Annotated in this window: 14 protein-coding genes; 10 read left to right on the plus strand and 4 right to left on the minus strand. The window is 38.6% G+C overall.

The features are described 5' to 3' along the window. Positions 1–103 precede the first annotated feature (103 nt). The 8 genes from NST77_RS23545 (at position 104) to NST77_RS23580 (ending at position 10,048) form a co-directional block, all read left to right on the plus strand. Entirely contained in the window at positions 104–1,072 is a 969-nt protein-coding gene (locus NST77_RS23545) for a 2-keto-3-deoxygluconate permease (RefSeq protein ID WP_095332966.1), read from the plus strand. A gap of 147 nt (positions 1,073–1,219) precedes the next feature. After that, positions 1,220–2,923 (plus strand): NAD-dependent malic enzyme, encoded by a 1,704-nt coding sequence (locus tag NST77_RS23550; RefSeq protein ID WP_341123662.1) that lies wholly within the window; start codon positions 1,220–1,222, stop codon positions 2,921–2,923. An 841-nt stretch (positions 2,924–3,764) separates the two neighbouring features. Then, the gene (locus NST77_RS23555; protein WP_123258814.1) at positions 3,765–4,547 is read left to right on the plus strand and encodes a sugar phosphate isomerase/epimerase family protein; all 783 of its coding nucleotides are present in this window, start codon (positions 3,765–3,767) and stop codon (positions 4,545–4,547) included. Then, positions 4,544–5,353 (plus strand): 5'/3'-nucleotidase SurE, encoded by an 810-nt coding sequence (surE, locus tag NST77_RS23560; RefSeq protein WP_095332973.1) that lies wholly within the window; start codon positions 4,544–4,546, stop codon positions 5,351–5,353. Before NST77_RS23555 ends, surE begins: the two co-directional genes overlap by 4 nt. Then, the gene (locus tag NST77_RS23565; RefSeq protein ID WP_095332975.1) at positions 5,346–6,386 is read left to right on the plus strand and encodes an ABC transporter substrate-binding protein; all 1,041 of its coding nucleotides are present in this window, start codon (positions 5,346–5,348) and stop codon (positions 6,384–6,386) included. The genes surE and NST77_RS23565 overlap by 8 nt, the downstream gene beginning before the upstream one ends. 27 nt (positions 6,387–6,413) lie before the next feature. Next, entirely contained in the window at positions 6,414–8,138 is a 1,725-nt protein-coding gene (locus tag NST77_RS23570) for an ABC transporter permease subunit (RefSeq protein ID WP_163187750.1), read from the plus strand. Beyond that, positions 8,131–9,207, plus strand: coding sequence for an ABC transporter ATP-binding protein (locus NST77_RS23575; protein WP_341123665.1), 1,077 nt, complete (start codon positions 8,131–8,133; stop codon positions 9,205–9,207). The genes NST77_RS23570 and NST77_RS23575 overlap by 8 nt, the downstream gene beginning before the upstream one ends. A 16-nt stretch (positions 9,208–9,223) precedes the next feature. Further along, positions 9,224–10,048, plus strand: coding sequence for a PHP domain-containing protein (locus NST77_RS23580; RefSeq protein WP_123260034.1), 825 nt, complete (start codon positions 9,224–9,226; stop codon positions 10,046–10,048). A gap of 50 nt (positions 10,049–10,098) precedes the next feature. Here the strand turns inward: NST77_RS23580 and splB are convergent, their stop codons facing one another. Further along, positions 10,099–11,127: a spore photoproduct lyase gene (splB, locus tag NST77_RS23585; protein WP_123258818.1), complete on the minus strand. Its 1,029-nt coding sequence runs from the start codon at positions 11,125–11,127 to the stop codon at positions 10,099–10,101. Next, a complete protein-coding gene (locus tag NST77_RS23590) occupies positions 11,124–11,387 on the minus strand; it encodes a transcriptional regulator SplA domain-containing protein (RefSeq protein WP_123258819.1) in 264 nt (87 codons plus the stop codon). Before NST77_RS23590 ends, splB begins: the two co-directional genes overlap by 4 nt. A 160-nt stretch (positions 11,388–11,547) precedes the next feature. Between NST77_RS23590 and NST77_RS23595 the strand changes: the two genes are divergently transcribed. Next, entirely contained in the window at positions 11,548–11,913 is a 366-nt protein-coding gene (locus NST77_RS23595; RefSeq protein WP_275068564.1) for a carboxymuconolactone decarboxylase family protein, read from the plus strand. A 45-nt stretch (positions 11,914–11,958) separates the two neighbouring features. Further along, a complete protein-coding gene (locus NST77_RS23600; RefSeq protein ID WP_123258820.1) occupies positions 11,959–12,387 on the plus strand; it encodes a pyridoxamine 5'-phosphate oxidase family protein in 429 nt (142 codons plus the stop codon). 26 nt (positions 12,388–12,413) lie between these two features. Here NST77_RS23600 and uvsE (NST77_RS23605) read toward each other — a convergent pair whose 3' ends face one another. Together uvsE (NST77_RS23605) and uvsE (NST77_RS23610) are read right to left on the minus strand one after the other, a co-directional pair. Next, the gene (gene uvsE, locus NST77_RS23605; protein WP_123258821.1) at positions 12,414–13,379 is read right to left on the minus strand and encodes a UV DNA damage repair endonuclease UvsE; all 966 of its coding nucleotides are present in this window, start codon (positions 13,377–13,379) and stop codon (positions 12,414–12,416) included. A gap of 41 nt (positions 13,380–13,420) precedes the next feature. Then, the gene (uvsE, locus tag NST77_RS23610; RefSeq protein WP_095332994.1) at positions 13,421–14,374 is read right to left on the minus strand and encodes a UV DNA damage repair endonuclease UvsE; all 954 of its coding nucleotides are present in this window, start codon (positions 14,372–14,374) and stop codon (positions 13,421–13,423) included. Positions 14,375–14,392 lie beyond the last annotated feature (18 nt).

A 14,392-nucleotide genomic window follows, 5' to 3' on the forward strand; every position in this document is an offset into this window, starting at 1 on the left:
AACTTGTAAAAAACAAAACGTTTTGGGCTTAACAATCTCAAACGTATTGATAGAGGCTCGAATGAAGTCAATAGGGAGTAAAAACTTTGTTAGGAGGATTAAAATGCATATTCCAATTAAGAAGACGCTTGATAAAATTCCAGGTGGTATGATGGTTGTACCGTTATTTTTAGGGGTATTAACGAACACATTTTTCCCGCAATTTTTAGAAATTGGTCATTTTACAACAGCTTTATTCAGCAAGGAAGCATCATCCACCATTCTTGCATTATTTATGTTTCTGATTGGTTCACAAATTAATTTCAAACTTGCCCCAAAGGCAATCAAAAAGGGTGCCATCTTACTAACAGGTAAATTTATAGTAGGTGCGGGGATAGGGATTGCAGTCGCCATGCTATTTGGACCTGCTGGAATATTAGGGTTATCGCCATTGGCAATTCTTGCAGCCCTATTAAATGCGAATGGAGGATTATATGCATCGCTTGCTTCTTCTTATGGTGATGAAACAGATGTAGGAGCATATGCATTATTTTCTTTAAAAGACGGACCATTTTTCACGCTAGTTGCACTAGGAGCATCCGGTCTTGCAGCCATTCCTTTTCAGGCACTTGTAGGTGTCTTAATCCCAATTTTGATTGGAATGATCTTGGGAAATATTGATCCAGACATGAGAAAGTTTCTTGGTAGCAGTAAATTATTATTAATTCCATTCTTTTCTTTCCCATTAGGAGCAGGAATGGATCTTAGAACCATTGTAGAAGCAGGAGGGCCAGGGTTATTACTAGGATTAATAGCTGCGTTTACAGGAATTGGAGCTTATCTTCTTTTGAAATTATTTAAAGAAAATCCAATTGTTGGCTTAGCAACAGGCTCTACTGCTGGGAATGCTGTCGCTACACCAGCTGTGGTTGCAGCCGCAGATCCGACCTTATCTTCAATAGCCCCAGCAGCTACTGCTCAAGTTGCAGCAGCATGTGTTGTATCTGCCATTATCTGTCCGATTATTGTTAGCTATGTATTTAAAAGGTCGCAAAGAAAGAAGACCAAAAAGTCGATGGCGAGTGCAGCATGACAGATAAAAACGAGTACTGCATTATTTAGTTACAAAATAATGAATTTAAGTTAAATAACCTAGTGAGAAAGTACAAACAGTAATAACATAGGAATAAAAAAAGCGATCTTTTAATCATATTTTAAATAGAAAGAAGGATTACCCACAATGACTGTGTCAGATAATGTAATTATCACAACGTTAAAAGGAAAAGAAATTCTCTCTAATCCCTTTTTAAATAAAGGAGTAGCTTTTACGAAAGAGGAAAGAGAAGACCTTGGTCTAGACGGTCTGTTACCGCCACAAGTACTTACGCTTGATGAACAAGTAAACAGAGTCTATGAGCAATATTTGATGAGGACCACTAATCTTTTCAAAAACGGCTTACTGAATGATTTATATAATCGCAATGTCGTTCTATATTACCGACTTTTAAAAGAACATCTTGCAGAAATGCTGCCAATCGTTTATACCCCGACTGTCGGTGATGCTATCCAGTCTTACTCTCATAGCTATCATCGTCCAGAAGGATTATATCTTTCCATTGATCATTTGGAAGGGGTGGAAAAGGCGTTTCGTAATCTAGGAAAAGCCAAAAATGATATAGATTTAATTGTTGTCACTGATTCGGAAAGTATCCTTGGAATTGGAGATCAAGGAGTAGGTGGTATTAATATTGCAATAGGAAAACTAGCGGTATATACAGCAGCTGCTGGTATTGATCCTAGCCGAGTTCTGCCGGTTGTACTAGATGTTGGTACAAATAATCAGTCTTTAATTGACGACCCTATTTATATTGGTAACAAGTTTGCCCGTGTTCGTGGGGAACGTTATGATCAATTCATTGATTTATTCATTGATACTGCAAGAAGGTTTTTCCCAGAAGTGCTTCTTCATTGGGAGGATCTTGGCAATGTGAACGCCCGCAATATTTTGGATAAATATGGGGACAAAATTCTTACCTTTAATGATGACATTCAAGGAACAGGTGCTGTAACGCTTGCAGCGATTATGTCTGCATTAAAAGTCACAGGTGGAGCATTGAAGGATCAGCGCATTGTTGTCTTTGGTCCGGGTGCTGCTGGAATCGGTAATGCGGACCAAATGGTTGATACAATGGCTCTAGAGGGACTTACTAAAGAAGAAGCCTATGACCGTTTCTTTGCAATTGACTATCGAGGATTACTGACAGATGAAACACCAGGTGTTTTGAAATTTCAAATGCCTTATGTAAGAAAAGCAGAAGAAGTTAAGCATTGGAATCGAAATGAAGATGGAATCATTTCCTTAATGGAAGTAGTTAAAAGGGTGAAGCCAACCATCTTAATTGGTACTTCTGGCCAAGCGGGTGCTTTTACGGAAGAAATCGTGAAAGAAATGGCAAAGCATGTTGAACGTCCTATTATTATGCCGATGTCCAATCCTACTAATCTGGCTGAGGCTATGCCGGAAAACTTGATTAAATGGACGGATGGAAAAGCATTAATTGCAACAGGAAGTCCGTTTGCTGATGTAGAATATAATGGTGTTTCCTATGAAATTGGGCAGTCGAATAATGCATTTGTCTTCCCAGGTTTGGGACTTGGTGCTATTGTTGCAAAAGCGCAAATTATTTCCAAAGGAATGTTTGCTGCAGCTGCTAATGCGGTCGCCGAAATGTGTGAAACGAACCAACCAGGGGCATCGTTACTTCCTTCGATTGAGAAATTACATGATGTCTCTATCTATGTGGCAGTGGAAGTCGCAAAAGCGGCTATAGAGGAAGGAATTGCAAGAGCCGAGATTACGGATGTAACAAAGGCTGTGATCGATGCAGTTTGGCAGCCTGAATATAAGAAAATTAAAAGTGTTGGAATGTGGGCCAATGTTTAATGAAATTATAAATTAGAAAAAATGCCTCTACTCCTGGTAGAATCGGATTGTTCGATTTGCCAGTGGTGGTAGGCATTTTTATTTTACAAATTATAAGCCGTTTGTCGTTTTAAAATTCATGGGTTTCTTTCTTTTTCCTATATTGTATAACATCCGTAATTACCCATAGAGGGATAATAAGAACAACAAAAGCAATTTTCAACCAATAATCAACAAAACTAAAGAGAATAAAAAGCATAAATAGAACATAACAAACAAATTTCAAAACTAAATTTACTAATTCAGATTTAAACATCGTTATCAATACCATTCGCTATTTTTACTTTCCTATACGAATAATGAAATCAATAAGTTTTGTTAACCTCGAACAAAATCCACATTTACAAAGCACACTCCCTGATTTTATTTATTTTTAATATGGAAGATAACAGAAATAAAGGCAAAGGAAATGGAGAGACATCCTCTGTGCCCAAAAGGAAGAGAAGCAGAGGAAAAAGGGAATAGAGAAAAACAAACAAACTGGAGCAACTCCTATTCGGAGAGGCATTTTGTCTTTAGTATAATTTGCTTTTACTTAGCTGTTAGCAATCTTCCAAGGTCTTTTCAAACTAACTTAACTTTCTCCTTTTTAAATCGCCATGTATTTTAATCAAATGTAAATAATTTACGCTTCTTTTACAAAAGCTCGCTTTTTTCCTGTAAAATCAATCCCTTCAGCTTAAATAATCAGAATTTTATTTAATGATTTCTTTACACTACTCCCTAATGTAGCTTTATATTTATTTTCTAAAATTTAAATTAATAGAGAAATTAAAGTAATCAAAAGGAGTGAGGTACTTTTATGCATTTTGCGTCCACACTAGCTTGGGCTTATCCGGTAGATCAAGTGGTCCAGCTTGCTAAGCAGAGCGGGTTATCAGGATTAGAAATTTGGGCAGAACATGTATGGTTTCATGGTACAGATCCAAACAAAATTCGTGAAGCGAATCGGAATCAGTCTATCAACCTAACCATGCATGCGGCGAGTTGGGACTTAAATATTAGTTCTTTAGAAAAAGAAATAAGAGAAGGCTCTGTAAAGCAGATCCAGAATTCTATTAAGTTAGCAGATGAGATAGGGGCAGACTCGATAACGTTTCATCCGGGGAGGTTGACACTTCCGCAGATAAAACAGGAAATATATGAATCTTTCATGATGGAATCTATTTTGACATTAATCGAAACAGCAAAGCGGTACAAGAAAACCTTAAGCATAGAATTGATGGAGGTAAAGGCAAAGGAATTCGTGACAACTCCAGAAACAATGAATCGACTGATCGCGGGCTTCTTGCCGGAACTGAAAACAACCTTTGACGTTGCTCATATTTCAGAAGGAACTCCACAGCAAGCCTTTGCTCAGTTAATAAATGTGGACAAAATTCATATTAGTGACAATTCTCGGGGGCAGCTGCATGTTCCTCTTGGTACGGGTATTCTTGATAGAAATATGCTGAAAGAATTTATATCGATCAATGATCTTCCAGTTGTAGTAGAGGGCTTTGATGCATCAGAAAGCTTGAACTGGTGGAATCATAATCTTCATTATTTAAAAAGCCTGGCAATGATGAAGGAGGTACCACAATGAAAGTGCTCGTAACAAACGATGATGGTATTTTTGCTCCAGGTCTCCAGGCACTAGTTGAAGTGCTTCAGCATTTTGCAGATGTTTATGTGTCCTGCCCAGATCAGGAAAGAAGTGCTGTCAGTCATTCGATAACATTAAGAGTTCCTTTAAAAGCAAAACCACTCCCGCTTTTTCCTGGTGTAAAAGGCTGCTGGGCTGTTAATGGAACTCCGGCAGATTGCGTCAAGCTTGGAATAGAAGTGCTGATGAAAGAGCCGCCAGACTTTGTTATTTCAGGGATAAATCTTGGGCCAAATTTAGGGCGTGATCTTTATTACTCAGGCACCATGGCTGGAGCGGTGGAAGGGCTGCTTTATGGCATTCCAGCTGTAGCAGTATCGTTAAACGCTTTTTCTGATATAGATATCAATTATGAAAAAGTGAAAAAGCTGCTTTATCCTATTGTGGAAGTACTTCTGCAAAACAAGATTCCAAAGGGAGTCTTTCTGAATGTGAACTTACCATACCTCTCGAGGGAAGTTTATAAGGGAGTTCGTATTGTTCCTCTAGATATGGATGTTGCCAGGTATTCATATGTTGGACTGAATGATCCGCATGGACAAGTGTACTACTGGCTGAAGGATCAGCTTCATAATATGAAGGACCTTAAAGCAGATAGTGATTACACTTTGTTGAGAACAGGCTATGTGACCATATCGCCAATCGAGTTTAGAACATTTCATAGAAGAAAAAAAGAACAAATTGAACGTTGGTTTGCTCATTTAAATATTGCTAGTACAGATGAGGAGGAAATAGATTATGCGTAAGTGGATGCTTGTATTAATGTTTGGAATACTGATGGTTTTTACAGCAGGCTGTGGCAGTAAGGAAAGCAGTGAGCCCAGTAATGCCTCTAAAGATACAGGTTCATCAGAATCGAAGCTAGAGGGATCCCTTCATTTTTATACCTCACAGCCCGATGCAGATGCTGCTAAATTAGTAGAAGGATTTCAAGCTAAATATCCTGATGTAAAGGTAGAAACATTCCGTTCAGGAACAGAGGAAGTCATTTCAAAAATTAAAGCGGAAAAAATGGCTGGCAAGATTCAAGCAGATGTTCTATTGGTAGCAGATGCAGTAACATTTGAAAGTTTAAAAGAAGAGGATATGCTCAAAGCATATGAATCAAAAGAAGCTGCTGAAATTCCTGCTGAGCTTGTTGATCCAGATCATACTTACTATGGAACGAAGGTCATGGCAACTGGATTAGTTGTAAACACGCAAAAAGTAAAAAAATTGCCAACAAGCTGGAATGTCCTTACTTCTAAAGAAGCAAAAGGGAAAATTATTATGCCAAGTCCATTATATTCCGGTGCTGCTGCCTATAATTTAGGAGTGTTTACTCGCCAAGATAAATTAGGATGGGACTTTTACAAAAATATTGCTGCAAATGATGTAACGGTTACAAAAGGGAATGGCGATGTACTTAAAGGTGTTGCTGGTGGAGAAAAAGACTATGGGATGGTTGTAGATTATCTAGTTACACGCGCGAAAGCAGAAGGATCTCCAGTGGAGCTAATTTATCCTGAAGAAGGGGTGCCTGTTATCACTGAACCAATAGGAATTATGAAGGACGCAGACAATGTAGATGCAGCACAAGCCTTTGTTGATTTCGTTCTATCCGAGGAAGGACAAAAGCTTGCTGCCGAGCTTGGATATACACCAATTCGCAAAGGGGTTGAAGCTCCTGAGGGACTTAAAACGATAGATGAAATGAAAGTCCTTTCTACTGATGTGCAAGAATTATATCGTGCCAGAGACGGTGATAAGAAGGAATTTGAAACGGTAATCAGTGAATAGAACACTATTTATGAAGGAGTGGACATAATGAACTCATCTATTCAGAGCGCTGAAAGGAAGACGGAAGCATTATTTCCGCTCTCCTTTTCTTATCTTTCCCGTAAGTGGTGGGGGATTCTTGGATTTTTGCTGCTTATCTTTGTTTTTTTACTTCCTGTTTGGCGTCTTGTCTGGCTGAGCATATCCTCTGGAGAAGGAATTAGTCTGGAGCTTTATCAGGAAGTATTGGTAGAAAGGGCTACGTGGAAGACGATTCAAAATACTGTTATCATTACGGTCTCAAGTACATTGCTTTCCCTTGTTTTAGGAGTAGGGCTTGCATTTACCATGGCATATTTGAATATTAGGGCAAAAAAGTGGCTGCAATTACTTATCTTTTTACCCTTTTTGATACCATCGTATATCTCAACCCTTGCGTGGGTACAGTTCTTTGGAGGAAATGGACCTATCCAATTTCTTTTCCATCAATCAGTTAATTTGTACAGTATGGGAGGAATCATTTTTGTTCTTGGGCTTTCCCATTATCCCCTTGTTTATTTGATGAGTGTGGAAGTATTTCGCAGGATACCAAGGGAACTGAAATATGCCGCCAATACTTCTGGGGCATCTGGGGGAGTTGTCTTTCGAAAAGTAATTTTTCCAATGGCGCTTCCGGGAATTGCGAGTGGTGGTATTCTTGCGTTTTTATCTAATATTGATAATTTCGGCATTCCGGCTTTTCTTGGTATACCAGCAAATATCCGTGTTTTGAGTACGTATATTTACGAACAGATTATTGGATATGGACCATCTGCCTTTGCAAGAGCTGCTGTTCTTTCCGTTATTCTTGGTGTAATTGCTTTAATTGGGACAGTCCTCCAATGGGCAATTATAAGAAAAAGCAATGTAAGTGAAACAGCAGCACGAGATATAGAGCCAAGGTATTTTCTCCCAAGGGGCTTGCGAAATGCAGTGGAAATAGTGCTCTGGATGTTCCTGTTGCTCACGACACTTTTGCCATTAGTCGTTATGGCTTCTACATCCTTTATCAAGGCATATGGATTATCTCTTGCTTTGGAAAATCTTTCTTTAAAAAACTATTCGTATCTATTATTTGAGGATGGTAAAACAGGCGCTGCGATAGGAAACAGCGTAACGCTTGCCTTGGTGACCATGCTGATTTGTATGGTAATTGGAACAATTATTGCTTATCTTCGTTTTAAAAAGCCATCTGTTTTAGTGAAGGTCTCAGAAATTATTGTAACCATTCCTTATGCTTTGCCAGGAACGGTATTTGCATTAGCAATTATATTGATGTGGCTGCAGCCAGTGCCAGGCTTTCAGCCAGGAATTTACGGCACGATATGGATTTTGCTTATTGCTTATATCACTCGCTTTACGGTACTACAGATGAGAGGAAGCCTGACTGCTTTTTCGCAAATTGATTCTTCTGTGGAGGAAGCAGCAAGAATTTCAGGGGCAAAAGCATTAGCTAAATGGAGAAGCATCCTTTTTCCCTTGCTAATGCCTGGTATATTAAGCGGAGCTGCTCTTGTGTTTCTGACTGCTCTTACAGAGCTGACTGTGTCCAGTTTATTATGGTCTAGCGGTTCTGAAACGATAGGTGTTGTTATCTTTAGTTTTGAGCAAGCTGGATACACTACTTACTCAACGGCATTTTCCACTTTAATTGTGGGATCTGTATTGATCATGGGCATTCTATTTGTTTTATTAGAAAAAATCTGGAAGAAGAAGGTGATGAAGAGTGATTAGTATTGATGGGTTAAAAAAGAACTATGGAAGCTTTACAGCCTTAAATAATATTAACTTAGAATTGCTAAATGGTGAATTTATCGCTATTCTAGGTCCTTCTGGATGTGGAAAGACGACGTTATTAAGGCTTTTGGCAGGGTTTATGAAACCGACAGAAGGAACGATTACGATAGATAATGAGTTAGCAGCAAGCTCTAGTAAACTCGTTCCACCTGAGAAAAGGAATATAAGTATGGTCTTTCAATCCTTTGCATTATGGCCGCATATGACAGTAGAAGACCATATTCGCTTTCCTCTTAAGCATCATCGGTTTGGCAGAACAAATGGCAAAGAGGAGCAGGAGATTAGAATTGGAGAAGCATTAGGAATGGTGGGCCTTACCCATTTGAAAACACGCTATCCGGCTGAACTTTCTGGAGGTCAAAAACAGCGAGTTGCACTTGCTCGTGCTATCGTTCCAAAGCCATCTCTTCTTTTGATGGATGAACCATTAAGTGCACTTGATGCGGAGCTTCGTATGGAGATGAGAAGAGAGATTAGTAGGATTCACCAGAAGCTGGGAACTACCATAATTTATGTTACCCATGATCAAGGGGAAGCTTTGGCGATGGCTGATAGAATTGTTGTAATGAATAATGGAAGAATCGAGCAGATTGGTACTCCGGAAAGTATCTATAATAATCCCCAGTCGGTATTTGTTGCCACATTTGTTGGAAAGAGCAATCTGATCAAAGGAGAGTGGATTGGAGAGGATCGGTTTATTCCCGCGGAGTTTCCTAATGTTTCTTGGAAAGACATCGGAATTTCAAAGGAGATCAAATCCCAAAATCTTTACCCTGTTCGTCCTGAGCAATGGAAGCTTGGCGAGGCAGAGCAAGAAGAGATGACAGGAATTATCCAGTTTGCCCAGTTTCAAGGGAATGAAATTCATTATAGCGTTCAAGTGGGGGAAGAGACAATTAATGTGTATGGATCTGTTTTTGAAAAACGATTTCTGCCAGGAGACGCTGTTTCCTTGAGGATATTTAGTGGAGTAGAGGAAAGAGCTGTGCTGGCAGGGAGCAGGTAGACTAGGAGGGAAAAGCATGATGGATTTGCATATACATTCCATCTACTCTGATGGTTTTTGGACACCACAAGAAATTGTAGAGGATAGTATCAAAAAAGGGTTGGAAATTATTGCAATAACGGATCATGATGTATTAACTGGGTATGAAGAAGCTTTATCCTATAGCAAGGATGCATTAAAGGTTATCCCTGGGATTGAACTTAATACAGATGGTCCTCAAGGTGAATTGCATATATTAGGCTATCAATTTGACCCGCATCATCCTAAATTAAAAGATCATGTCTCTTGGAGAGTGGAGGACAGAATTCAATGGGGAAAAGGAATAGTGGAGAAATTAAGAAATCTTGGCTACGACATTTCCTTTAACAATTGCCTTGCGCGTGTTGGAAAGGGCGTACTTGTTCGAACCCATATTGCAGATGAACTAGTATCAGCAGGATATTTTCAAAACAGTAAGGATGCATATGAACAGCTTTTAAAAAAAGGAAAGCCTGCTTTTGAAGAAAGAGGCAGTTTTTCCGCAGAGGATGCTATTAAACTAATCCACGAAGCTGGCGGTCTTGCATTTCTAGCTCATCCAGGCATTTATAAACATGAATTTCAGCTTCAACAGTTAATTGATTCGGGGTTAGATGGTATCGAAGTATATCACTCCAAACATTCCGATAAGGAGCAAAACTACTGGGGGAGAATGGCAGAAGCATTTAATCTCCTTGTTTCTGGAGGTAGTGACTTTCATGGTCCAGAATCGCGGAATCCTTTTCCGATTGGGAGTGTAGAGCTACCACATACTGAAAGAATAACATGGATTAGCGATGCTAAAGTCTTTACGAAAAAATAATATCAATGGAGAAAAAGGCCTCATACAATTAAAGACCTTTTTCTTTTTGTTTACGTAAAATACTCTAGTTTAGCATCAGGGAAAAATTTTTTCATATAAGAATGTAGGTGATCTTTTATGTCTGCTTCTTCTTCTTTTTGATAAATATATTTTCCTATTCCGTATTTTCCCCATTTATATCTGCGCTTTTCTTCATCCAGCTCTAATTTAGTCATTGGATAATTTTTTTGGATTACCCTTTTAGCAGGTTTTGTAAAGCGGTGCTGGATAAACTCAAATGTTAAATCCTTCTTTGCTTCTGGAGGCAGCTCAGCTTCTAGGCGTTCAAACATATGCAGATAGCCTTCTTCCCATCCTTCATGGAGGTAAATGGGTGCCACGATAAATCCTAGTGGATAGCCGGCTCTGGCGACTTTTCCAGCAGCCTCTATTCTCTTTTCCAAAGGAGATGTCCCAGGCTCGAAGTTTTTGATGACGTAATCTGCATTTACACTAAAACGAAAGCGGGTTTTTCCATTGTGCTTCGCATCAAGCAAGTGGTCAACATGATGGAATTTTGTGACAAATCGCAGTTTGCCGTACTCCGATTCCCCGAAGTGTTCAATTGCATGTTTAAGCGTGTGGGTTAAATGATCGATTCCAACGATATCAGATGTACAGGATGCTTCGAAACGTGTAAATTCTGGAGCGCGTTCTTTCATATAGTTATCGGCGGCTTCTAAAATTTCCTCGACATTTACATAGGTGCGGATGTATGGCTTGCTTCCCATCGTTGTTTGCAAATAGCAATAATGACAATGTCCCATACAGCCGGTAGCAAAAGGAATGGCATATTCGGCAGAGGGCTTAGATGTATCAAACTTGAGTGTTTTGCGAATGCCGACAACAAGCGTTGACTTTGCCACTCGGTAACGTTGAAAATCATTGTCGCCAGGAAGATTTCTAACTTGATTATGGGAAGTGGTATAGCGAATCTCTACATCCATCTTTTTGAATTTCTCCAGCAGTTCTTTCCCTAAGGGATACTCTAATGCTTCCGGTTCAAAATAGACAAGCTTTGGAGTGAAGGGTTTAATCATTCCAATCTCCCTTCCGAAACATCTCCATAATAATAATAGTAGGCTTCTTGAGCTTCTGCTTCTGTAGTATATACAGCAACTTCATTTGAGAGAGGGTAGTAATTTTCGTATAGAAATAAAGATAATTCATTGGAATTGTCTGGATTTTTTACAACAGCAGCTGCTTGGATATTCGCTACATCTTGGGTATGCGGGTTCCGGTAAAAAACATAAACGATGTCCCCAGCTTGATAGGCATGATTTTCATTATACAGTTCCATTCACTCACCTTCTACATTGAATATAATGCCATTTTTCCCTTCCTAATCACCAGTTATGTATCACTTTTTATGGAAGTTATGGGAAATGAATAAGGGATAATTAATTCGATTGAAGTTTACTTATAATAAATTTGTTGTACAGCTTAATTAAAAGGAGTGTTTGGAAATGGAAACTAGCAATTCAATAGAATCTACCCTGTTATCGTTTAAAAAGGGGATAGGGGATTTTACACAAAAAATGCCTGAGTTTGCAAGTAGATATAATGCTTTTACAGAAGCCTGCTTTGAGGAAGGTGCCTTAACACAAAAACAAAAGCAATTAATAGCTTTAGGGATTAGTCTTCATGCTCAAGATGAGTATTGTATCATCTATCATACAAAGGGATGCTTGGATCAAGGATGTTCCGAACAGGAAATTTTAGAAGCAGTAGGCGTAACTGCTGCATTTGGCGGGGGAGCGACCATGAGCCAAGGAGTTACCCTGGTGCAAGAATGCATTCAGGAATTGAATCGTTTAGAACAGTAAGAGCACATAAATAAAATAGCCGTAATTAGAGGAGTAAAACAGAATATGACTAATCAAAATTTAAAGAATCAAGTTATTAACATTATTTCAGGTCATCGAACAGGAGTACTTTCATCTGTGGAAAATAATAAACCTCATTCACGGTATATGACATTTTATCATGAAAATTTAACTTTGTACTCGCCCACTCAAATGGATACAGAAAAGATAGATGAGATAGAAAAAAATCCTCATGTTTCTGTATTGTTAGGTTATGAAGAAAAGGGACAAAGCGATTCTTATGTGGAAATAGCTGGAACTTGCTCTATTAATAATTCTGAAACATTAAAAAAGCAGTTTTGGAACGAGTCGTTTCAACAATGGTTTGAAGGACCAATGGATCCAAATTATGTGTTCCTTCAAGTGCAGCCTGACGTTATTCGAATTTTAAATAGGAATGGCGAACCTGTACAAGAGTTAACACTAGGTAATTAATGAATTGTTTTAGGCTCTTCTTTCCTTTACTTAAGACGGAAAGAAGAGCCATCAATCATTTCTACATCGTTTCTAATGCTCACTTCTTCTATTAACTTAAAAAGGGCCTCATCCTTCTTTTTAGCTTCTATCATGCAATCGATAACAGGAATGCTTCCTTTTATTCGGTTTAGGAAATAGAAAAACATATCTATATCAATATAATCGGCATGATGACGGAAGTGCTTTTCATCCTTGGGACTGGAAATATGCATTTTAATTGGTAATGGAGATGTACTCCATGTTTGAAGAATACGACTCCAGTTATCCTCCCAATTGGGATTATGATGATGGGAGAGATGGTGATGATAATCAAACACAAGTGGAATCCCTAGTTTCTCGCATAAGTAAAGAGTATCTTCCAATGTGAAAGAGGTATCATCATTTTCAAGCATGATCATGTCTTGAATAGAGTTTGGGACTAGCATCCAATTATCAATAAATCTTTCTAATGATTTTTCGGTATCCTTATAATTCCCTCCCACATGCATAACACAACGATGAGTTGTATCAATCCCCATTCCCTTTAATAATAAATAGTGTAATCTTAAAGTTTTAATTGAGTTTTTCCATATATGTTTTTGATTGGAATTAAGGAGAACGAAGTGATCAGGATGAAAATCAAGCCTAATTTGATGCTTTCTGGCAAATTCACCTATTTCTTTTAAAGGCTCATTTAAAGGTTTCATATAATCCCAATCAAGCAGCTCTTCGTGATTGGCTAATGGAATTAGCCTGGAGGTAAGGCGGTAAAAATGGATATCGGAAGCAGCAGTATGTTTTAGGAGCCGAAGCGTATTATGGAGATTTTGCAAGGCGATCCGTTCCAGCTTACGAAGACCCGCATCCCGGTCATCTATTTTTTGAAACTGTTTAAATGTCATCGTCTTTGAAGGAGATGCATTTTTTACTATCATGCTCATTGCGACATATCCAAGTCGAACAATCGTCATCCATTACACCTCCTCGTTTGTATTAAAATGTAGAGAAACACTTACCATTCTATTGTTCCACCAGAAACCCTCTTTACTCCTCTAATAGAGGCAATGTCCTCGATAAGCTTAAACATAGCCAGATTTTTTTGTTTTGCTTCTATCATAACGTCGAAATCTTGATTAAGATTTTTAGCCATTTTTAAAAAGGGAAGTACAAAATCAAATGAGACAAAGTCAGCATGAGAACGGAAGGCCAGAGTGGATTTCGGGGAGGAAATATGGACTTTAGGAACCATTCTATGATTTTTCCACGTTTTAAAAATGCGCTCCAAATAAAGAGCTAAGTCAATATCTTCTTTATTGGCCATATGGTGATGATAATCAAGAATCATGGGAATGTTTTCCTGCTCACAGGTTATCAGTGTTTCTCTCACATTATATGTTTTATCATCATTTTCAAGGGTCATCTGGTTCTTAATTACCATAGGAAGTTGCTGGATGTTTTGCTGGAATCTCTGCAAAGAAGTATCTTTATCACCATAGGCTCCGCCAATATGAATATTAATAAGACTGGTATCAAGGGCGTCCATAGCTTCTAGCATTTTATAATGGAAGGTCATATCTTTTATTGCATTTATGGTTACTTCTTCCCTAGGGCTAGTAAAAAGCGTAAATTGGTTGGGGTGAAAGCTAACCCGCAGCTTAAATTGTTTAACTAATTGGCCAAGTTCTCTCCACTGTTCTTGAAAAGGAGTTATGAAATCCCAGTCTACATCTGGATGCGTTGCTAAGGGCACTAACGAACTGGATAAGCGGTACAATGGAATTTCATTGGCAGCATTATAGTAGAGAATTCTTTTTGTATTTTTTAAATTTTGAGCTGTAACAGCTAGTAGCTTTTCTGTGGCTTCCTGTTTAGGGAGTGCTGAATATCGAGAGAAGGTTAAAGCCTTTGAAGGACTTGCATCCCATAATCCTAGTGCATTTGCCACATAGCCAAAGCGAATCTTCATCTGTTTAGTTCCTTTCCA

The sequence above is a fragment of the Niallia sp. FSL W8-0177 genome (genome assembly GCF_038006285.1).
GTDB classification, from domain to species: Bacteria; Bacillota; Bacilli; order Bacillales; family Cytobacillaceae; genus Niallia; species Niallia circulans_A.

Coding starts and splice junctions, on each gene's coding strand:
- NST77_RS23580 (WP_123260034.1), top strand. CDS start 9,224: ATGATGGATTTGCATATACATTCCATCTACTCTGATGGTTTTTGGACA.
- surE (WP_095332973.1), top strand. CDS start 4,544: ATGAAAGTGCTCGTAACAAACGATGATGGTATTTTTGCTCCAGGTCTC.
- NST77_RS23570 (WP_163187750.1), top strand. CDS start 6,414: ATGAACTCATCTATTCAGAGCGCTGAAAGGAAGACGGAAGCATTATTT.
- NST77_RS23565 (WP_095332975.1), top strand. CDS start 5,346: ATGCGTAAGTGGATGCTTGTATTAATGTTTGGAATACTGATGGTTTTT.
- NST77_RS23590 (WP_123258819.1), bottom strand. CDS start 11,387: ATGGAACTGTATAATGAAAATCATGCCTATCAAGCTGGGGACATCGTT.
- uvsE (WP_095332994.1), bottom strand. CDS start 14,374: ATGAAGATTCGCTTTGGCTATGTGGCAAATGCACTAGGATTATGGGAT.
- NST77_RS23550 (WP_341123662.1), top strand. CDS start 1,220: ATGACTGTGTCAGATAATGTAATTATCACAACGTTAAAAGGAAAAGAA.
- uvsE (WP_123258821.1), bottom strand. CDS start 13,379: ATGACGATTGTTCGACTTGGATATGTCGCAATGAGCATGATAGTAAAA.
- splB (WP_123258818.1), bottom strand. CDS start 11,127: ATGATTAAACCCTTCACTCCAAAGCTTGTCTATTTTGAACCGGAAGCA.
- NST77_RS23555 (WP_123258814.1), top strand. CDS start 3,765: ATGCATTTTGCGTCCACACTAGCTTGGGCTTATCCGGTAGATCAAGTG.
- NST77_RS23545 (WP_095332966.1), top strand. CDS start 104: ATGCATATTCCAATTAAGAAGACGCTTGATAAAATTCCAGGTGGTATG.
- NST77_RS23600 (WP_123258820.1), top strand. CDS start 11,959: ATGACTAATCAAAATTTAAAGAATCAAGTTATTAACATTATTTCAGGT.